The sequence below is a fragment of the Streptomyces sp. H27-D2 genome (assembly GCF_035828615.1).
Taxonomy (GTDB): Bacteria; Actinomycetota; Actinomycetes; order Streptomycetales; family Streptomycetaceae; genus Streptomyces.
On sequence record NZ_JAYMZR010000089.1, the window covers coordinates 12,191 to 30,299 of the forward strand.

Here is an 18,109-nt window from a genome sequence, read left to right on the forward strand (position 1 = left end):
GGCTCAACACAAAGCTTTACACGGACCGGGTCTGCCACTTCGCTCACAACCCCGACCCTGCCGGGGTTCCGCATGCTTGTGGGCGCCGGGCGCGGGATGTCGCCAGCGCCGATCACCTCTATGTGAAGTCCGCGGCCGCGGCCTGGCTGCAGAGCCGGGGCCAGCGCGCGCGATTCGACTACGCCCGGCCGGGCAGCGTGCCGGTCGGCTCCGTCGTCGACATCGTGTGGGAGCACGGCGGCGGTGCGCTGCGCGTGCACCTGGACAGCGTCGTGCCGCCGGTGTGGGACGGGGATGCGGAGCCTGTGCTGGGCATGTCGGTGCCGGTGGACCGGGACACGCTGGTGCGCCGCTGGTATGGGCACCGTGTCCGTCTCGACACCGAGGGCACGGTCCGCCGGGTGCGGATCGGCACCGAGGCGTTCGCCCGGGACACCGAATGGTTCGCGCTCGAAGACTGCGAGATGACGCCGCGCGGTCTGCGGACTCCGGCTGTCGAGCGCATCGTCCGCGCGCGCAGCAAGCCGCCGCCCCGGCGCACGGTCACGGGGCGGCAGGTCCCGCACGGTGAGCCGACTGTGCCCGTTCCCTCCGAGGAGCGGGATCTGGTCCGCCTGTTGGCGGGTGCGCTGCGGGCGGGGTCGGTGACCGCTGTGGCGGCGTTATGCCGTGAGATCGCGGACGCCGGCCCGGCCAGGTCGGCTGCGGGCGGGGAGCTGACTGCCGTGCTGGAGGAGGCCCGCCTTTGGCTGGACCAGCAGTCCGAGCTGCAGGGGAAGCTCTTCGGCAGCCTGCAGGCGGCGGTCAGCAGCCGCAGTGCGAGCAAGGTGGGCACGCTGCTGGCGCGAGCCGACGCGAGCGCCGGTCACGACCGGAGCAAGGAGGAGGATGCCATCGCGCATGCGGCGGTCGCCTTTCTCGAGGATCTGAAACGGTCGGCCCGGTGGGAGAAGCGCGATGCAGCGCCGCCGGTGCGAGGGCCCAAGCGCTTGCCCCGACGGCAGCCGAGCCAGAAGAAGAGCCCTCAAATGGTGGCTCACCGTAGGATGCGGGACATCCTGAGCGACCTGCGGCGTCTGTCGGACCGTTTGTCAGCACGCGAGCGGAGCCAACTGCTCAGCTCGCTGTCGAAGGCGACTGCGGCGGCGGGCGATGAGGTAACACCGCACCAGCGGCACGAGGTCGCTGACTGGATGGCACGCGAGGGGAGCCGCTCCCGGCCCGCCGCCGCGAAGACCAAGCAGCCTTCCCTCCCGGAGAGCCGGCACCCTGCCAAGCAGCGCCATCCCGACCGGGGCCGCGTTGGTGACGCGCCGCGTCCGGCCGCCGCAGGGCGGGGCGGCAACAAGGGCCAGAGGAAGCCGGCGGGCACACCTCGGCTTCCCGCCGGCTCCGTGGCCGAGGTCGGCGCCGCTGTCCGGGGTGCGTTGAAGAAGGCCGCGCGTGAACGGTCCACGACATCCTGGGCCCGGCTTCGCCGTCAGCTGGGAGGCGCTCTGCCTCCTCTGCATCCCGACGATGAGCTGGAGGTGCTGGTGTGGGTGGATCAGCAGACGCCGACGGACGAGCCGGCGTTGTCCTCACTGATCGCGGTGAACGACACCAGCAGTCCCGTACGGCTGTACCGGCGGCTGGCGTCCCGCTGAGGGCAGGATCTTGCTCCCGGTGCGGAAGCGGACCAGGCGCAGTGGCAGTCCGAGACGCTCCAGCTGCACCAGCTCTGGCGCCACCGATGACGCCGTCTCCCTCCAGGGGACTCAGCTCTCGGCCAGAACCTCCAGCGCCTAGCAATTGCTAGGATGGGGTGTATGGCGACTGACCAGAAGCAACTCAACGTCCGTGTCGGCGAGGATGTCCTCGGGCGGATCAAGGACCGCGCCGCGCATCAGGGCATGTCCGTGCAGGCGTATGTGTCCGGTCTCGTCGAGCAGGATGTCGATCCGGCGCGGGACGCCTTCGTCGCCGGGCTGTCCGACGACATGGCGGAACTGCTCGGAGAGTTCGAGACCGCTTTCGAGGCGGGCCAGCGCTGATGTTCCTGCGCGTCGACGCCCGCTGGATCGAGGAGTCCCTCCAGCGGTTCGAGGAGCAGTCCGGCCGGGAGATCGGCATCGACGACTGGGGGGCTCTGCACGCAGCCGTGTACCGGCACGCCTTTGAATTGCATGCGGGCGAGCCCTTCTACGTCGAGGCCCCGGTCCGTGCCGCCGTCCTGCTGCAGATGTTCGTCACCACCCGGCCGCTCACCGACTACAACGGCCTGGTCGGCAGCGCCCTCGCCACCCGGTACCTGCGCGAGTCCGGCGAGCCCCTCAAACCCCCGGCCGGCGGCATGCCACGCCTGGTCACCGGCTTCCGCGAAGGAACCCTCGCCCTGCGCGCCGGCGCGGCCGCTCTCCGCTCCTGGGCCACCCACTGAACCAGTCGGCAGACGTGCAGACGTGCAGACGACGGAGGGGACCGTCCGATGAACACGCCGCCGGTCCCCTCGCGCGAGCTTCACCTGCGAGCGCGGACTGCTCGCCGCGTTCTGTGACGCCGACCGGGGCCAGGTGGAGGGTGACCGTACCCGCACGGACTGACCTTCGGTGATCACTGCGGGTCGCCGAAACCTGACGGGATGTCAGTGCGGGCTGTCAGGATGAAGCTGTTGCGCGGACGCGCATGGACCAAGGGGGGATTTCCGGTGCCCTGGATCGGCAGCTACGGCAAGAAGAGCGGCACGCGGGTGGGTGAGCACTACCGGTCGGCACCGGGCTCGAAACGGCAGGTCACGATCGCGGGCATGGTCGTGCTGCTGGTCTGGGGGATCGGCGGCGGCCACGTCACGATCGACATCGGGAGCGGACATGCGCCCGCGCCGCACGGTGCTGTCGTCCAGCCGGTCGAGGGCAAGCGGTGAGCCGCCGGGCACCGGCACGGCGTCCCCGGCGCCGGTCCAGGAAGAAGGGCCCGGAGCCGCTGGCTATCGGTGTCGCCGCGGTCACGCGGTCGGCAGCAGTTCGTGGGTGGGGCCGTAGGCGGTGAGACGGCCGTCGTGGAGCAGGTGGACGGTGTCGGTGTAGGCGGCGACCAGGTGCAGTTCGTGGGAGACAAGCACGATCGTCATCCGCTGCTCTGCGTTCAAGCGGGTCAGGAGGTCCATCACGGACGTTGCCGTCTCGGGGTCGAGCGCCGAGGTGATCTCGTCGCACAGCAGGACGTCGGGCCCGGTGGCCAAGGCGCGGGCGATGGAGACGCGCTGGCGCTGGCCGCCGGAGAGTTCCGTCGGATAGCGGGCCTGGAAGTCGGCCGGCAGACCCACCTGTGCGAGCAGTTCCGCGATCCGGGCGCTGCGGGCGGCTGCGGTGAGGTCGGTGTGCAGGCGCAGCGGGCGTTCCAGCTGGGCCCCGACCGTGCGTGAGGGGTTCAGCGCGTCGAGCGGGTTCTGGGGCACGAGTTGGATGCGGTGCTGGTGGGCGCGGGGGCGCTTGCGCGCGTGCGGGGCCAGCAGGCCGCCGTCGAGGGTGAGGGTGGCGGAGTCGGCCCGGTGCAGTCCGGCCAGGACCCGCAGCAGGGTGGTCTTGCCTGAGCCCGAGGGGCCCACGATCGCGGTGCGGCTTCCGGGCTCCGCGGTGAAGTCGACTCCGGCCAGGGCCTGCTGGACACCGGCGCGGCTGCGGAAGGCGACATCGACGGCGCGCGCGGCGATGCCTGCGGCCGGGGCCGACTGCGGGTCGGGCCTGCGCTCGTCCTCGTTCCCGGTGTCGCGGGGCCTGCGCGCGCGGGGTATGGACGGTGCGCTCAACGACACCGTGTCGTCCGCGCAGGCGGCGACGAGTTCGGGGTCGTGGCAGGCCATCACGATGGCCAGGTCGTGGCTGGAGGCGAGGTGGCGCAGCAGGTCGGCGATCTCGTCGCGCAGCGCCGTGTCGAGCCCGGCGGTGGGTTCGTCCAGCAGCAGGATCTCCGGGGTGCGGGCCAGCGCGCGGGCGAGGGCGACACGGCGCTGCTGCCCGCCGGACACTGCGGTGGGTCGCCGGTCGGGAAGGCCGTCGTCGACGGGGAGCCGGACTTCGCGCAGGAGTTCCAGGACGGCCTTGCGGTCGAGGCGGCCGGGGGCCGTCTCGGCGACGAGGTCGCGCACCTTCATCCGGGGGTTGAGGGCGGAGCCGGGGTCCTGGCCGACGTAGGCGACGCGGGTGCGGCGCAGCAGGCGCAGTTCCTCAGCGGCCAGGGCCGTCGGGTCGTGTCCGAGGACGGTGAGCGTGCCGGCGGTGACGGTGGCGCCGTCGGGGAGGTGGCCGGTCAGGGCCCGCAGCAGGGTGGTCTTGCCGGAGCCCGAGGCGCCGGTGAGGGCAGTGATCCGGCCCGCCGCGACTGTCAGGGTGGCGGGCCGCAGCAGAACCGGCCCGCTGGGGATGCGGATTTCGAGCCCGGTGGCGGCGGCCAGCTGTGCGGGGGCACCGGTGGCCTCGCCGGTCTCGGCAGCTGCGGCCGGTTGTGCGGGGGTATTCACGAGGTGGTGACCGCCTTGCGTACGGAGCGGGGCGCGAGGGAGGTGCAGGCGAGGTTGACGCTGATGGCGAGGGCGGCGATGGCCAGGCTGGGGGCGAGGACGGCCCAGGGGTTGAGGAGGATGCCGGGGGCGTTCTCGCGGATCATCAGGGCCCAGTCCGCGGCCGGGGGCTGGGGGCCGATCTGGAGGAAGGCGGCCATGGAGATGACGTACACGGCTTCGACGAACCGCAGGCCGAACAGGGCGGCGACCGTGGAGCGCAGGTTGGGCAGGATTTCCCGCAGCGCGATGTAGCGCAGGCTCTCCCCCCGGGCGAGGGCCGCTTCCACGTATCCGGCCCCGGCCAGCGGGGCCGCGGCGGCGGCGACGATGCGTACGGCGTAGGGAGTGCCGAGGACGATGGCGGCGCCTATGACGGCCCGGCGCCCGCCGCCCGGCCAGGCCAGGGCGATCAGCATGATGCCCAGGACCGGCGGAAGCAGGATCGCGACGTCGGCAGTACGTTCCACGGCGCGGCCGAGGACGGGGTGCAGGACGGCGAAGCAGCCGACGACCACACCAGCCAGGGTCACCAGTACGGAGACGAAGGCGGCACTGCCGATCAGTATCGTGCCGCCGTGCAGAAGCCGGGACAGGACATCGCGGCCGAGCTGGTCGCCGCCGAGCGGACCGCCGCCGGCGGCGGCGTACGGGGCGAACACCGGGGCGTCGAGGGGGTGGGCGGCGAGCAGGGGCCCGGCCACCGCGAGGGCGATCAGCATCATGGCGGGGACGAGAGCGGGCCAGAGGCGGCGGGTCCTGGTCCGGGCCGGTGTGTCTGCGAGGGTGCCGGCGGTCATGGGCGGTCTCCCAGGGTGCGGGCGCGTACGAGGTCGGCGGCGAGCAGGACGAGGCTGATGGCGGCGCCGGCGCAGACGACGACTCCCGCGATGAGCGGAGTGTCGCGGGCGGCGACGGCAGCAGCCAGGACGCTTCCGATGCCGGGGTAGTTGAAGAGGGTCTCCACGACCACGGCACCGCCGAGGAGCATGCCGGTGGAGGTGGCGATGCCGGTGGCGATCGCGGGTACGGCACCGGGCAGGGCGTGGCGCAGGACGACTCGGTGGACGGGAAGCCCGTCGAGGTGGGCGGCTTCCACGTGTGGGGTGCGGGCTTGATCGGCCAGGGCCCCGCGCACGATCCGGGTGTTCCAGCCGGTCTGCGGGATGACGAGGGCCAGTACCGGCATGATCAGCATGGTCCAGTCGGCGGGTGAGCCGTCCGCGCCGGTCAGGGTGACGGCCGGCAGCCAGCCGGTCCACAGCGACAGCACCAGGAGCAGGCCGACCGCGACGACGAACTCGGGGACGGCGAACGCGGCGGTCGAGGTGTGGCCGATGACGCGGTCGGCGAGGCCGCCGGGGCGGGAGGCCGCCCAGCAGCCCAGAGCCAGGGAGGCGATCACGGTGAGGACGAAGGCAGTTGCGCCCAGCATCAGGGTATTGGGGAATGGGCCGGCGAGCAGGTCGGTGACCTTCTGGCCCCGCGCGGAGGTGCCGAGGTCGCCGGTGGGCAGGGCCGTCATCCAGTCCCAGAAGCGTTCCCACACGGGCCGGTCCAGACCCAGCAGGTGACGCCGCGCCTGGACGTCGGCCGCGCTGTCCCCGCGTTCGGAGCTGGCGCTCGCCGCGTCCCCCGGCAGCAGTTCCACTGCCGCAAAGACCAGGGCCAGCAGGGCGGCCAGCATCAGAACGCGGCGCCCGAGAGTGCCGAGCACACGGGCCGCTGCGGCCAGGCCGCCGCGCTTTCGGCCTTGTGGCTCAACCCAGCCACACGTTCTCGAGCTGGACCCGGCCGTAGCCGGCGAGCTTGGGCAGGTTCTTCACCTTCGCGGCCGCCAGGTCGATGCCGTCGGCCATGCCCCACAGGAGGTAGCCGGACTTGTCGAACTCGATCTGCTGGAGCTCCTTCAGCGCCGCGGCGCGCTGCTGCGGGTCCGCGGTGCCGATGACCTTGCGGTAGGAGGCGTCGAAGTCCGCGTCGGCCCAGCCGGCCTCGTTCTGTCCGGCATCGCTGACCATGGTCTTGGAGGCGAAGAACACCACCGAGTCGTTGGTGCCCCAGTAGGTGGTGTAGAAGTCACCGGCCTTCCAGGTCTTGTCCCAGAATGCGCCCGACTCCTGCTTGACCATGTTGATCTTGATGCCGACCTCGCGGGCCTGGTTCGCGAAGAGCGTCGCCGACTCGGCGAGACCGGCGATGTCCTCGGTGGTGACGAGGTCGTAGGTCTTGGTGAGATCGAAGTTCGCCTCGGCCAGCAGCTTCTTGGCCTTCTCCAGGTCCCGCTTGCGCTGCGGGATGTCCTTGGCGAGGTTGGGGTCACCGGTGCCCATGATGTCGTTGGCGACGGTGCCGTAGCCGGACAGGACCTGCTTGACCATGGCATCGCGGTCGACGACCAGGCGCATGGCCTCGCGGACCCGGACGTCGGCGAAGGGGCTGCCGGCCGCGGTGCGCATGATGATCGGCATCGCCATGTCGTTGGGGCGGCGCAGGACCTGGATGTCCTTGCGCGTCTTGGCGGTGCGGGCGGCGACGGCGCCGACGTTGGAGGCGACGTCGATCTGACCGCTCAGCAGGGCGTTGGCCATGGCCTGCGGGGTCTCGAACATGGTGACCTCGATGGCGTCGAGGTTGACGGTGCCGCCGTACCACTTGTCATTCTTGACCAGGCGGGCGTTGCCACCGCGGTACCAGTCGAGCTTGAAGGGGCCGGTGCCCGGGGCCTTCTCCAGGTCCTTGTCGGCGGTGTCCTTCTTCAGGACGAAGGTCGTCAGGCGGGTCAGGAGCGGGAGTTCGGCGTTGGCGTAGTCGGACACCAGGACGACCGTGTCGGTTCCTTCGGCTGTGATGCGCTCCGGCTTGATGCCGGGCAGGCGGGCGGCGCCCGAGGGGGTGTTGCGCAGGCGGCGCAGCGACCACACGACGTCCTCGGCGGTGACCGGGCTGCCGTCGTGGAAGGCCGCGCCCTTGGCGATCTTGAACTTCCAGGTCTTCAGGTCCGCCGACGGCTCCCACGAAGCCGCCAGGCGCGGGACGGTGTTCGGCTTGGCGCCGGGCATGGTCAGGGTGTCGTAGACGAGGGCGAGGACGAGGTAGTCACTCTCGTTGCTCTGGGTGCCGTGCGGGTCCCGGGTGATGGCCCCGGCCCGGCCGAGAGCGCCGATGCGGAGCGTGCCGCCCTGCGTGGGCTTGCCGCCGTCGGAGGCCGCGGGCTTGGACGAGGTGTCGGAACCGCCGCCCGAGCATGCCGCCAACAGCGCGGCCGCGCTCATCGCTCCGCCGGCCCACAGCACCTGGCGCCTATTGAAGTTCACGTACGTCCTCGATCCACGTTCAGAGCAAATGGGAGAGTGCTTAGGTTTGCCTACCCTAATGACGACCATTCCCGCAAGGAGCGTGGGCGGGATGGAACGGATGTCCGGTTTCCGAAGCCCGCGTTGGCCGGTTTTGAATTACGTTCAGGAGCACATTAACTGACGGTCCATCAGTTCCCCATGTGACCATTCGGTAAGGTTTGCCTTACCTAAGTTTAGTGCTAGCGTTCGGGTCGTTCGCCGGTGGATGCAGCTCGACGCCGCCCTCAGTGCGCGGCCACCCAGTCCTGCCCCGTCTTGTTCCCGGCCTGCCAGCCGCGCCTGATGAACCGGCATAGCCAGCCGATTCCCCCCTGCCACCCCACGGAAACGGAATCTTGCCATGAACACGGCAGTCGCACCCGTCCGTCAGCTCGACGCCCACAGCGTGGACGAACTCCGCCAGGCCGCGGAGAAGATCCTCGCGGAGTTCGGCACATCAGCGACCTCGCCCGCGCTGCTGGAACGAGTCGCCGAGCGAGCCGGCGAACTCAGCGACACCCTGCGCGAGTACTGCCGGCCCGTCGACACCGCGGACGGTCTGTTCGTCCTGCGCGGTCTTCCCCTGGACGACGACGCCGTCGGCCCCACCCCGTCCAGCTGGGCCACCGCCGGAGACAGCGGCGCCGTATACGACATCGCCCTCCTGCTCCTGGCCACCGTGATGGGCAACCCCATCGCCTGGGACGGCCAGCAGGACGGCCGCTTCGTACACAACATCGTGCCCTCCCCCGGCCACGAGACCGAGCAGACCGGCGCCTCCAGCACCGTGCTCCTCAGCCCGCACACCGAGGACGCCTTCCACCCCGGCCGCGCCCACCTGTTGATGCTCGGCTGCATGCGCAACCACGACAACATCGCCACCACCGCCGCCAGCATCCGCAAGACCCGTCTCGCCGACGCGGACGTGGACCTCCTGTCCCAGCCGGTCCTGCCGATCCTGCCGGACGACGCCTACGAAGCGGCCCAGGGCTTTGCGGACCAGGCCCCGCCGCCGGTCCCCGCCCTGTTCGCCACCGACGAGGGCACCACCTTGCGCTTCGACCCCGCCTACACCCCCCTCGACGACGCCGACGACAACTACCGGGCCGCCTACGACCGGCTTTCCGACGAGCTCTCCCGGGTCTCGGTCGCCGTGTCCCTGAGCCCCGGCGAGATCCTGGTGGTCGACAACGACCTCGTCGTCCACGGCCGCGTTCCCTTCCAGGCCCGCTACGACGGCACCGACCGCTGGCTCAAGCGCGCCTCGGTCCGTGTCCCCGGGCGCCGTACACGCCCCCTGGCCGAAGCCGGCGAGCACGGTTACGGTCAGGCCGCCCTCGAAGCGCACGCGAGCTGAACACCCGCCACCCGCAACGGAGGAATCACCACTCATGCCCGACACCACGGCCGCCCCCATCGGCACCCCGATATCCGGCGACGACAAGCACCTGCGGATCCTTTCCACCTCCGACCTCGCCGGGATCGACATCTCCCTGGCCGACGTGGTGGAAACCGTGGAGGGCGCGTACCGCACCCTGCACGCCGGCCAGTCCGACAACCCCCGGAAACTGACCGTCAAGCCGCAGGACGGACACTCGGTCTCCTACGCCATGCTCGGCCGCGACGGCACCCGCAACGTCGTCGCCATCAAGACCAGCTACAAGCACGGCCTCGACAAGGGCCGCGACGAACAGCACTACTACACCTCGCTCACCCTCTACGACGACGTCACCGGCCTGCCGGTCGCGATGATGGACTGCTCGCGCATCGGCTCGCTGCGCACCCCGGCCGTCTCCGCCCTGCTCGCCCGCGAGTGCACGCCCCCCGTCGCCCGCACCGCGCTGGTGATCGGGACGGGGACCCAGGGCCGGCTCGCCCTGCCGTTCCTCCTCACGACGCTGCCGGACCTGGACCGGCTGATGGTCTTCGGCACCCACTCCGACGGCATCGCCGCCGTCCGCGAGCAACTGCGCGCGCACTGCCCCGACCGGGACGTGGAGATCGTCACCGACCTGCGGGCCGCCGCCGCGGACGCGGACGTCATCGTCGCCACCGCCGGCGCGCACACCCCGGCCGCCGTCGAGTCGACCTGGCTCAAGCCCGGTGCGCTGGCGATCCTCGTCGGCCACGGACTTGCCCCCTCCACCCTGCACCGCGCCGACCGCGTCATCGCCACCAGCGAGGCGCAGATGAACGTCACCGGCACCGACATGGCCGACGCGGAGGGCAAGCTGCCCGCCGTCGACAGCGAGTTCCCGCCCGTCATCGCCGGTCTGACGGCCGGACGGCACAACGCGAAGGAACGAATCTTCGCCTACAACAGCGGCCTGGTCGTCACCGACATCGCCCTCGGGCACCGCTTCGCGCAGCTGGCCCTCGCGCAGAACCTGGGCACCGAGGTGCCGCTGTGGCAGTGACCACCACCGGCTGGCCCACGCTGCCGGTCCACGCCGATCCGGCCGCCGACCGGGTGCTGGAGTCCGGTCTGCTGCCCGAGCTGGCCTACGCGTTCGGCGGCCCGTTCCACTTCCTGCTCCCCGACGCCTTCGACGCCAACCTCAAGGCGATGCGGCAGTCGCTGGCCGAGGCCGGCGTGGACGGCTTCGTGTACTTCGCGAAGAAGGCGAACAAGGCGGCCGTGTTCGTCGAGCGGGCGGCCGCTGCCGGAGCGGGCGTGGACGTAGCCTCCGCGGCCGAGCTGCGCGAGGCCCTCGGCCACGGTGTCCGGGGCGAGCACCTCGTGCTCACCGGCCCCGCCAAGGACCCAGCCCTGCTGCGTCTCGCTGTCCAGCACGGCGCGCTCATCGCGGTCGACGCCCTCGACGAGCTCGACACCCTCATCACCGGTGTTCTGTGCGGCCCGGTCCGTCCGGCCCGGATCCTGCTGCGCGCCCTGCCGCCCGCGCAGCCGCACAGCCGCTTCGGCATGAACGACGCCGAACTCGCCACCGCTCTGGACCGCTGCGTCCAGGCCGGCGACGCCGTACGCATGGAGGGCTTCAGCTTCCACCTGTCCGGCTACGCAATCCAGCCCCGCGCCGATCTCGCCGCCCACCTGGCGGACCTGTGCCTCAAGGCCCGCGTCCAGGGACTTGAGGCCGGCCGGATCAGCATCGGCGGCGGCCTGCCGATCAGCTACACCGACGGTGACAGCTGGCACGCCTTCCTGGAAGGGCACGACAAGCGCCACTACCACGCGGGCAAGGCCTTCCAGACCTCCGACTTCTACCCCTACCACTGCCCCAGGCCCGGCGCCCAGGCCCTGGCGGCACTCCTCGCCGCCCAGCCCGACGGCCGCGACCAGGCCCTCGCCGACATCCTCAAGGACGCCGGGGTCACCGTGCTCCTGGAACCGGGCCGGGCCCTGCTGGACCAGGCCGGCGCAAGCGTCTTCACCGTCCAGGGCGTCAAGGACCGCGACGGCTACCAACTGATCACCGTGGACGGCACCAGCCTGAGCCTGTCCGAGCAGTGGTTCAACAGCGAGTACCTGCCCGACCCCCACCTCATCTCCCGCGACCCCGACACCCCGTCGGGCCTGTACCCGGCCAGCGTGGGAGCGGCCACCTGCCTGGAATCCGACATGCTCACCTGGCGCAAGGTCGGCTTCCCCCGCCGTCCCCGTGTGGGCGACCTCCTCGTGTACCCCAACACGGCCGGGTACCAGATGGACTCCAACGAGTCCCCGTTCCACGACCTGGCCATCCCGCCCAAGGTCGTCATCGACCGCACCGAGGGCGACCGGCCGCGCTGGCGCCTGGACCGCCACTTCACCTGAACGCGCAGCCGCACCCCCACGCCGTCCACACGACTTCCTGGAGCTATCGATGTCCGGAGCCCTGCAGCGGCCCGCCGTGGTCTCCCGCGTATCCGACCTCATCGGCTACACCCCCCTGCTGGAGCTGGCCACCTCCAAGACCGGCAGCCGGCTGCTTCTCAAGCTGGAGATGTTCAACCCGACCGGCACCGCCAAGATCCGCATGGCCCGGGCGATGGTCACCGCCGCCGAGGAAGCCGGCGAGCTGCGCCCCGGCGGCCGGATCATCGAGTCCACCTCGGGCAACACGGGCCTCGGCCTCTCCGTCATAGCCGCCGAGCGCGGCTACACCTTCACCGCCGTCGTCGACAACCACGCCTGCGTCGACAAGCTGCGCGGCATGAAGGCCCTGGGCACCGAACTCGTCTACGTCGTCGACGACGGCACCGAGGAGCTCGCCACCGCGGCTCGCGAGGAACTCGCCGAGGAGATGGCCCGGGGCCAGGGCAACACCATCTTCACCGAGCAGCACAACAACCCCGCCAACGGCGTCGGCTACTTCCCCGTCGCGCACGAGCTCGTCGAAGCCCTCGACGGGAACATCGACGTACTCATCGCCGCGGTCGGCACCGGCGGCGCCCTGTTCGGCACCGCCCGCGAGCTCGGCAAGCTCATCGGCGGGTTCAGCGTCGTCGGCGTCGAGCCCAAGGGCTCCATAGCCTTCGGCGGCCCCGCCCACGACTACTACCAGTCCGGCACCGGCACTCCCCAGGGCGCCGAGCTCGGCGCCCTGGTCGACTTCGACCTGCTCGACGAAGGCGTCAAGGTCGGGGACATCGAGGCCTTCGCCACCTGCCGCGCCGTGGCCCGCACCGGCCTGCTCATCGGCGGCTCCGCCGGCGGCGTCGTCTACGAAGCACTGACCCGCCTCAGCTCGCTCCCGCCGGGCAGCACTATGGTCGCCCTCATCAACGACGGTGGCGAGAAGTACATGGACACCGTCTTCAACGACGAATGGATGCGCGAACGCGACCTGCTGAGCCCCGACACCGAGCGGGAAGTAGACGAACTCCTCACCAAACTCCGCAGGAACCGATAACCCCATGATGACCACCCTTCTCCGCGACAGCCGCGCCCTCGCCACGCTGGCCGTCCCCCTGATCCTGACCCAGCTCGCCCAGGTCGCCCTCACGACCACCGACACGATCATGATGGGCTTCCTCGGTACCACCGAGCTCGCCGCCGGCGGCCTGGCCATCGTCATCTTCAACCAGCTCCGCACCATGGGCGTCGGCCTGGTCACCTCCGTCGGCAACCAGATAGCCGCCGCCGCGGCCCGCGCCGAGCAGCAGACCGGCAAGGACAAGGACCAGGACGCCACCGGCACGGACATCGTCGGAGAAGAGTCCTCGGCACACGAGGAAGTCCTGGCGATCGTCCGGGCGAGCATGGCCGTGACCACGCTCGCTGGCATCGCCGGCGCCGTCCTCATGATCCTCATAGGCCAGGCCCTGTCCTGGCTCGGCCAGGACGCGGCCGTCGTCGATCTCGCCCAGACCGTGCTCTATGCCCTCGCCCCCGGACTGCTGCCCTGCCTCTGGTTCCAGGCCATCCGGCAGTTCACCGTCGGCATGCGCCGCCCCCAGGCCCTCCTGCAGATCACCATCGCCTCGATCGCCGTCAATGCGGGCCTGAGCTGGATCCTCATCCACGGCACCTTCGGCCTGCCCCACCTCGGCCTGACCGGCGTCGGTATCGCCACCTCCAGCGTCTACCTCCTGACCTTCCTCGCGCTCTACCTCTCCGCGAAGAAGGACAAGGAGCTCGCTCCGCTGTTCTCCCTGAACATCGCCAAGGCCGACCCCGTCGTGGTCAAGCGCCTGATCGGCCTCGGTATCCCGATCGCGGCGACCTACGGCTCCGAAGCCGGGTTCTTCTCCCTCACCGCCCTCATGGCCGGCTCCTTCGGCCCTGACGCGCTCGCCGCGCACACCGCGGTCAACCAGCTCGTCTACATCGTCTTCCAGGTCGCCGTCGGCCTCTCCCACGCCGCGTCCATCAACGTCAGCCGCGAACTCGCCCTCGGCAACCACGACGACGCCCGACGCATCAAGAACACCGCGCTCGCCTGCGCGGCCGCGGTCATGGCCGTAGTGGGTGTCCTCTACGTCACGATCCCCGGGCTGGTCCTGGCCCCCTTCCTCGACTCAGGCACCAGCCAGGCCCTGACCATCGCCACCCACCTGCTCATCGTCACCGCGTTCCTGCAGTTCTTCGACTGCGCCCAGAACATCGGCGTCGGTCTCCTGCGCGGCCTCGACGACACCAAGAGCGGCTTCCGCATCACCCTCATCGGCTACTGGGCCGTCGGCCTGCCCGCCTCCTGGCTCCTGGCCTACGCCGCCGGCCTCGACACCCTCGGCATCTGGCTCGGCCTCCTCACCGGCCTTGCCACCACCGCGATCCTCCTCCTGCGCCGCTACACCCGCTCCCTCAACCAACGAGAAGCCGCCACGGCCCTGCCCGCCACCGTCTGACACCCCACCCCGTACACACACGCCGCCCGGCACCAGGCAAACTACCTGCTGCCGGGCCACAGCCATTCCGTACACCATCAGCGGATACAGGCCATCACCCAGCCCGCGCATGCCCTGAGCCGAAAGCCACAGGAGTGAGCACCCACCACGGAGATGACACGAGACGCCACCTGCCATGGGCCGAGCACACGATCGGCACCCTCAACGCGGGCCACGACGCACAGAGGTCACTCTGAGGCGCCCCGAAGTTTCCGGACAGTCGTCCCAATAGGATGAATGTCCGAAGCGACGGAGAGAGTACGTGGCAAAGCAGCGCAAGAAGTTCAGTCCTGAATTCAAGGACGAGGCGGTCAAGATGGTGCTGGATTTTACGACTGGCGATCCCGGGAAACATCAGCCACGGCCGAGCGCCGGGAAGGACTCAAAGCGGTAATCCGTCATGCCTTCACGGATTCGGACGAGACCTACGGCTACCGTCGCGTGCATGCCTCGCTCCGCCGTCTCGGCGTCCAGGCCGGCTTGGAGTTGGTGCGGGCTCTGATGCGGGAGCTGGGCCTGGTGTCCTGCCAGCCGAAACCCTGGCGGACCACCACGGTCCCGGACGCGGCCGCGGAGCCGACGCCAACGCGAAGGCGACCAGCCCGCCGAGGAGCACTGGGCGGGCGCCGATGCGGTCCGCGAGGGTGCCGAAGACCGGCTTGAGGAGCACCTCAGCCCCGTCGTAGAGGGCGAGCAGCGCGCCCAGCATCATGAGCGAGGTCACCGCGTCCTCGGAGAAGCCGCCGAGGTTGGCCGCGATGCCGTGGGCGCCGAAGGCGGTGGTGAAGGCGGCCGCGTACAGCGGCCACATCTGCCGCCCCGGCGCGACCTGCGCGGTCGCGGTCATCGGTCCTCCTCCGGGGTCTCGTGCAGGGCACGGAAGACCTGCTCTGCATAGTCCTCGCACGCTGCCGCGCACTGCTTGAGCCGCTCGCCCGCCTCGGCCGCGTCCGGCGCGCCGAACACATCCCGCGCCGTCAGGTCCCGGTGCCAGCGCCGCAGCCGCTCCAGGCTCTGCTCCTCTTCCTCCAGTTCCGCCAGCGTGAACTTGGCGTTGCGGATCTCCTTGGCCAGCTCCGCCTCGTACTTGCCGCAGTCGGCCAGGAACTCCGCCCAGTCCGCCTGCCGCGCGGCGGTGAACATCGCCGCGAAGCGGGCAGCGTCGGCCGGCTCGCGCCCGGCTGCCTCCAGTGCCACGGCTTCGCCCTGGGCACGTTCGGTCAGTTCGATGGCGCGCCGCACGCCGTCGGCGAAGACCGGCACATCCGGTACGGCCCACAGGCCCTGGCCCAGGGAGAGCGCGCCGATCTTGCGCAGCTCCCGCCAGACGGCGACGCGGTGTTTCGACGGCTCGGCGGCCAGTTTGATCACGAGTATGAGCCAGCGCACCCGGCGTTCTTCATCAGTCACGATGGAGAATGTAGCAGGCGTTACATCGAGAAATGTGCCGGACCTATGGCCTCGCAATCGGGTGGGGGATGAGCGGGGGAGGGAAGGGGCCGATTCCCGCGATCCTCCTGCACAATCCGCAGCGAGAACTGACCCAGTGCCGCGACCTGCGGGATGCGGACCAGCCCGGTCAGGGCCAGCAGCGCGAGGGCTGCGGTGCTGGCCGCGGCCAGAGCCACCGCGGAGACGGTCAGCAGCCAGGTGGCCAGGCGCGGCTCCAGGCGCTGGGCGAACGGTCGGGCGGCGAGCGCGGCGAAGAGGGGGAAGAGCAACGGCCCGCTCGTATGGGGTCTGGTCGAAATTTCGTGACGGTCACGATCGCAGCAGGACGCGGGTGCGGAGGAACCGGGCCGATACGTCGGGGGCGAGCAGCGGGGAGACGGCCGGCTACAGCTGGATCCGGTCCTCGCTCTCCTCTTCGCCGTCCGGCCCGAGGTGTTCGTCGCTCAACGCCCCCGCGCCTCACGGGCGGCGACGGCCTCGCGGACCAGCGTCGTGGCCGAACGCCCCGGTGCGCGTCCGGCCTCGACGGCCGTACGAGATTCCTCCGGCAGCGGGTCGGCGTACAAGCGGGCCCGCAGCCACCAGCGGCGCAGCACGCCCAGGAGCTCGGTCTCGTTGGCCTGGCCCATCTGTCGGTAGAACTCCATCCGGCCCGCCGGGGGCAGTGCTGCGGCCACGGCGTTCTGTGTGCGCGGCAACGGCGGCGGCCCGGCGTCGCTGGGATGCCCGGTCTGTGCGCTCATGGCTTCTTTCTCTCAGCTTCGGTGCGCGTCCGGTCGATCGCGGAGCCGGTCGATGTGCCGACCCCGACGGTCCCGCAGGGAGTCGATCTCCCCTACCGGTGACGGTGCCCTTCGCCGGGGATCGGCGCTCAGCGGGCAGATCGCGAGATGCCGTGCGCCGAGCTGGGCCAAGACGTCCAGGAGTCCTTGGCCGAACGCGGTCGGAGCGATGAGCACCCCGAACGCTCAGACGATGATCACCGTCAACTTCTCGTCCAACCGGCTCCACGCTGCCGCGTGCGCGCCTGCCGGACGGCACGACGCTTGGGGCGGGCAGCGCTCCCCCGCCGCGACAGGCGGCCTGCCAGGCACGGATGGACGGCGGCGAGGTCGGGCGGTGCATCGAGACCGCGAAACGGCGGCACCACCGCAACGGGACCTCCCGCACGGTCAGTTGCGGGCTATGAGGTCGATGGCGTCGTGTTCGGTCCGTCCGAGGGCGGCTTCGTTCATCGCGCGGATGAGCCTGTGCCGTGAGCCGTTGACCAGGTCGGCTACGACCATGCTGGTAACTTTCTCGCCCGTTTCCTCGCGTGCGGTGAGCCGGACTCGTGTGTCCGCGGCCTCCCCCTTGGTGATCTTGATGCTGTAGTCCAGCCGTGTCGGGCCGTACGACATGGTCATACGCGGACAGGCGCGGGCCACTGCCCGGAGGCTGCGCCGGTCCGGGCTGGGCCGTTCCTGCCGCCATTCTCTGATGAGCAGATAGGACTCGCGCCGGGCGTGGCGATATCCGGAGAGGTCATCACTGTCGTCCTGCCGGTTCAGCACGGTCAAGAGCCTGCGGCAGGCCCGCGGGGCGATGTCGCCGGTCTCGCTTTCCGCGCCGGCGAGGGTCGATTCAGGCTTCCAGCCGGTTTTCTCCAGTTGATCGGGCAACTGGGCCTCGCCGGCGCAGCCGGCGAGGCCCAGTGCGATGCCCGTCGCGAGGGCGAGGATCGTGGTGCGGTTGTTCACCTGTCACCTGAGGTAGTCGGCCAGATCGGGGTTGTGCTCCGCCGCGAGAGCGACCAGTTCGTCCACGTCCAGACTGTCCGGCCGCTGCCCCGCCACGCTCTGCTGCAATTGCGGGGACATCGGCAGCATCTCCGGGGACCTGTTGTCCGGCTCGACCACGTCGATGTCGATCTCCCGCGCGAGCAGCACCCGGCGGTAGACCACTGCGGCGAGCGCCAGGTCTTTCGTCGAGCAGTCCTGTGCGCCGCGGGTGCGCGCGATCTCCCCGGCGATGCCCAGGAGTTCGAGTGCACCATCCGTCATGTCTCTCATCTATCCCCTTCGCCAGAGCATCCGGGTTGGAGAGTAGTACGTGGGAAGCTGCCAGACGTTCCCGTGCTGGCCGAAGTGCTTGCCCTGGGTCCGGTACCTCCTGTTGCCGATCCGCTTGGTCGACGAATCGTTCACGTGGATCATCACCCGGCCGCCGCTGCCGCTGCCCTTGTTGTGGCTGGTGACGCCACCTCCCTGGTTCTTCCAGTGCCCGCCCCGGAAGATCTGCAGCTGACCCACCTCGGTGGACCTCGCCTGGTCCTGCGCTCCCAGCATCCCCGGGGTGCCCAGCAGGAGATCTTCGCCTTCCTCCTCGTGCACCACGCCCTGCGCGACCTCATGCACCAGGCCGCCCACCGGGCGGGCCGTGATCCCGACCGGATCTCCTTCACCCGCAC

At 70.5% G+C, this 18,109-nt stretch carries 20 protein-coding genes; 10 read left to right on the plus strand and 10 right to left on the minus strand.

What is annotated here, in order from left to right:
- The first annotated feature begins 122 nt into the window (after positions 1-122).
- The 4 genes from QMK28_RS26985 to QMK28_RS27000 all read left to right on the plus strand — a co-directional run bounded on the left by QMK28_RS26985 (position 123) and on the right by QMK28_RS27000 (position 2,902).
- Positions 123-1,646 carry a hypothetical protein gene (locus tag QMK28_RS26985; RefSeq protein ID WP_326442200.1) on the plus strand — a complete coding sequence of 508 codons (1,524 nt, stop codon included), beginning with the start codon at positions 123-125 and terminating at the stop codon, positions 1,644-1,646.
- 162 nt (positions 1,647-1,808) lie between these two features.
- Positions 1,809-2,033 (plus strand): hypothetical protein, encoded by a 225-nt coding sequence (locus QMK28_RS26990; protein ID WP_326442201.1) that lies wholly within the window; start codon positions 1,809-1,811, stop codon positions 2,031-2,033.
- On the plus strand, positions 2,033-2,419 hold the full coding sequence (locus QMK28_RS26995) for a hypothetical protein (RefSeq protein ID WP_326442202.1): 387 nt from the start codon (positions 2,033-2,035) through the stop codon (positions 2,417-2,419). The genes QMK28_RS26990 and QMK28_RS26995 overlap by 1 nt, the downstream gene beginning before the upstream one ends.
- 222 nt (positions 2,420-2,641) lie before the next feature.
- The gene (locus QMK28_RS27000; protein ID WP_326442203.1) at positions 2,642-2,902 is read left to right on the plus strand and encodes a hypothetical protein; all 261 of its coding nucleotides are present in this window, start codon (positions 2,642-2,644) and stop codon (positions 2,900-2,902) included.
- 81 nt (positions 2,903-2,983) lie between these two features.
- Here the strand turns inward: QMK28_RS27000 and QMK28_RS27005 are convergent, their stop codons facing one another.
- Genes QMK28_RS27005 through QMK28_RS27020 form a run of 4 tightly spaced genes read right to left on the minus strand, consistent with a single transcriptional unit; the run spans position 2,984 to position 7,854 of the window.
- Positions 2,984-4,498 carry an ABC transporter ATP-binding protein gene (locus tag QMK28_RS27005; protein WP_326442204.1) on the minus strand — a complete coding sequence of 505 codons (1,515 nt, stop codon included), beginning with the start codon at positions 4,496-4,498 and terminating at the stop codon, positions 2,984-2,986.
- Positions 4,495-5,337: an ABC transporter permease gene (locus tag QMK28_RS27010; RefSeq protein WP_326442205.1), complete on the minus strand. Its 843-nt coding sequence runs from the start codon at positions 5,335-5,337 to the stop codon at positions 4,495-4,497. The genes QMK28_RS27005 and QMK28_RS27010 overlap by 4 nt, the downstream gene beginning before the upstream one ends.
- A complete protein-coding gene (locus QMK28_RS27015) occupies positions 5,334-6,254 on the minus strand; it encodes an ABC transporter permease (protein ID WP_443050836.1) in 921 nt (306 codons plus the stop codon). Before QMK28_RS27015 ends, QMK28_RS27010 begins: the two co-directional genes overlap by 4 nt.
- A 43-nt stretch (positions 6,255-6,297) precedes the next feature.
- Positions 6,298-7,854: an ABC transporter substrate-binding protein gene (locus QMK28_RS27020; RefSeq protein WP_326442206.1), complete on the minus strand. Its 1,557-nt coding sequence runs from the start codon at positions 7,852-7,854 to the stop codon at positions 6,298-6,300.
- A gap of 382 nt (positions 7,855-8,236) precedes the next feature.
- Here QMK28_RS27020 and QMK28_RS27025 point away from each other — a divergent pair, with 382 nt between their 5' ends.
- The 6 genes from QMK28_RS27025 (at position 8,237) to QMK28_RS34405 (ending at position 14,871) form a co-directional block, all read left to right on the plus strand.
- Entirely contained in the window at positions 8,237-9,232 is a 996-nt protein-coding gene (locus tag QMK28_RS27025) for a TauD/TfdA family dioxygenase (RefSeq protein ID WP_326442207.1), read from the plus strand.
- A 34-nt stretch (positions 9,233-9,266) separates the two neighbouring features.
- Positions 9,267-10,292, plus strand: a complete 1,026-nt coding sequence (locus QMK28_RS27030; protein WP_326442208.1) for an ornithine cyclodeaminase family protein — start codon at positions 9,267-9,269, stop codon at positions 10,290-10,292.
- A complete protein-coding gene (locus tag QMK28_RS27035; protein WP_326442209.1) occupies positions 10,283-11,653 on the plus strand; it encodes a Y4yA family PLP-dependent enzyme in 1,371 nt (456 codons plus the stop codon). The genes QMK28_RS27030 and QMK28_RS27035 overlap by 10 nt, the downstream gene beginning before the upstream one ends.
- 49 nt (positions 11,654-11,702) lie before the next feature.
- Positions 11,703-12,731, plus strand: a complete 1,029-nt coding sequence (locus tag QMK28_RS27040) for a cysteine synthase family protein (protein WP_326442210.1) — start codon at positions 11,703-11,705, stop codon at positions 12,729-12,731.
- 4 nt (positions 12,732-12,735) lie between these two features.
- Complete coding sequence (locus QMK28_RS27045; RefSeq protein WP_326442211.1) at positions 12,736-14,169, plus strand: MATE family efflux transporter; 1,434 nt, start codon at positions 12,736-12,738, stop codon at positions 14,167-14,169.
- Positions 14,170-14,601: 432 nt separating this feature from the next.
- Entirely contained in the window at positions 14,602-14,871 is a 270-nt protein-coding gene (locus tag QMK28_RS34405) for an IS3 family transposase (protein WP_443050837.1), read from the plus strand.
- 180 nt (positions 14,872-15,051) lie between these two features.
- Here the strand turns inward: QMK28_RS34405 and QMK28_RS27055 are convergent, their stop codons facing one another.
- From QMK28_RS27055 to QMK28_RS27080, 6 genes are all read right to left on the minus strand, one after another.
- Positions 15,052-15,618, minus strand: a complete 567-nt coding sequence (locus tag QMK28_RS27055) for a Chromate resistance protein ChrB (protein ID WP_326442212.1) — start codon at positions 15,616-15,618, stop codon at positions 15,052-15,054.
- 20 nt (positions 15,619-15,638) lie between these two features.
- A complete protein-coding gene (locus QMK28_RS27060) occupies positions 15,639-15,929 on the minus strand; it encodes a hypothetical protein (protein WP_326442213.1) in 291 nt (96 codons plus the stop codon).
- A gap of 174 nt (positions 15,930-16,103) precedes the next feature.
- Positions 16,104-16,403: a hypothetical protein gene (locus QMK28_RS27065; RefSeq protein ID WP_326442214.1), complete on the minus strand. Its 300-nt coding sequence runs from the start codon at positions 16,401-16,403 to the stop codon at positions 16,104-16,106.
- Between the two features lie 429 nt (positions 16,404-16,832).
- The gene (locus QMK28_RS27070; RefSeq protein WP_326442215.1) at positions 16,833-17,399 is read right to left on the minus strand and encodes a hypothetical protein; all 567 of its coding nucleotides are present in this window, start codon (positions 17,397-17,399) and stop codon (positions 16,833-16,835) included.
- A gap of 3 nt (positions 17,400-17,402) precedes the next feature.
- A complete protein-coding gene (locus tag QMK28_RS27075) occupies positions 17,403-17,702 on the minus strand; it encodes a hypothetical protein (RefSeq protein ID WP_326442216.1) in 300 nt (99 codons plus the stop codon).
- Between the two features lie 9 nt (positions 17,703-17,711).
- Positions 17,712-18,109, minus strand: a 398-nt coding sequence (locus QMK28_RS27080; RefSeq protein ID WP_326442217.1) for a hypothetical protein, incomplete at its 5' end; no start/stop codon positions are given.

What these genes read in the sequence shown, in the direction of transcription:
- QMK28_RS27010 (WP_326442205.1), bottom strand. Translation starts at nt 5,337, where the DNA reads ATGACCGCCGGCACCCTCGCAGACACACCGGCCCGGACCAGGACCCGC.
- QMK28_RS27030 (WP_326442208.1), top strand. Translation starts at nt 9,267, where the DNA reads ATGCCCGACACCACGGCCGCCCCCATCGGCACCCCGATATCCGGCGAC.
- QMK28_RS27000 (WP_326442203.1), top strand. Translation starts at nt 2,642, where the DNA reads ATGAAGCTGTTGCGCGGACGCGCATGGACCAAGGGGGGATTTCCGGTG.
- QMK28_RS27075 (WP_326442216.1), bottom strand. Translation starts at nt 17,702, where the DNA reads ATGACGGATGGTGCACTCGAACTCCTGGGCATCGCCGGGGAGATCGCG.
- QMK28_RS27045 (WP_326442211.1), top strand. Translation starts at nt 12,736, where the DNA reads ATGATGACCACCCTTCTCCGCGACAGCCGCGCCCTCGCCACGCTGGCC.
- QMK28_RS27025 (WP_326442207.1), top strand. Translation starts at nt 8,237, where the DNA reads ATGAACACGGCAGTCGCACCCGTCCGTCAGCTCGACGCCCACAGCGTG.
- QMK28_RS27065 (WP_326442214.1), bottom strand. Translation starts at nt 16,403, where the DNA reads ATGAGCGCACAGACCGGGCATCCCAGCGACGCCGGGCCGCCGCCGTTG.
- QMK28_RS26995 (WP_326442202.1), top strand. Translation starts at nt 2,033, where the DNA reads ATGTTCCTGCGCGTCGACGCCCGCTGGATCGAGGAGTCCCTCCAGCGG.
- QMK28_RS26990 (WP_326442201.1), top strand. Translation starts at nt 1,809, where the DNA reads ATGGCGACTGACCAGAAGCAACTCAACGTCCGTGTCGGCGAGGATGTC.
- QMK28_RS27040 (WP_326442210.1), top strand. Translation starts at nt 11,703, where the DNA reads ATGTCCGGAGCCCTGCAGCGGCCCGCCGTGGTCTCCCGCGTATCCGAC.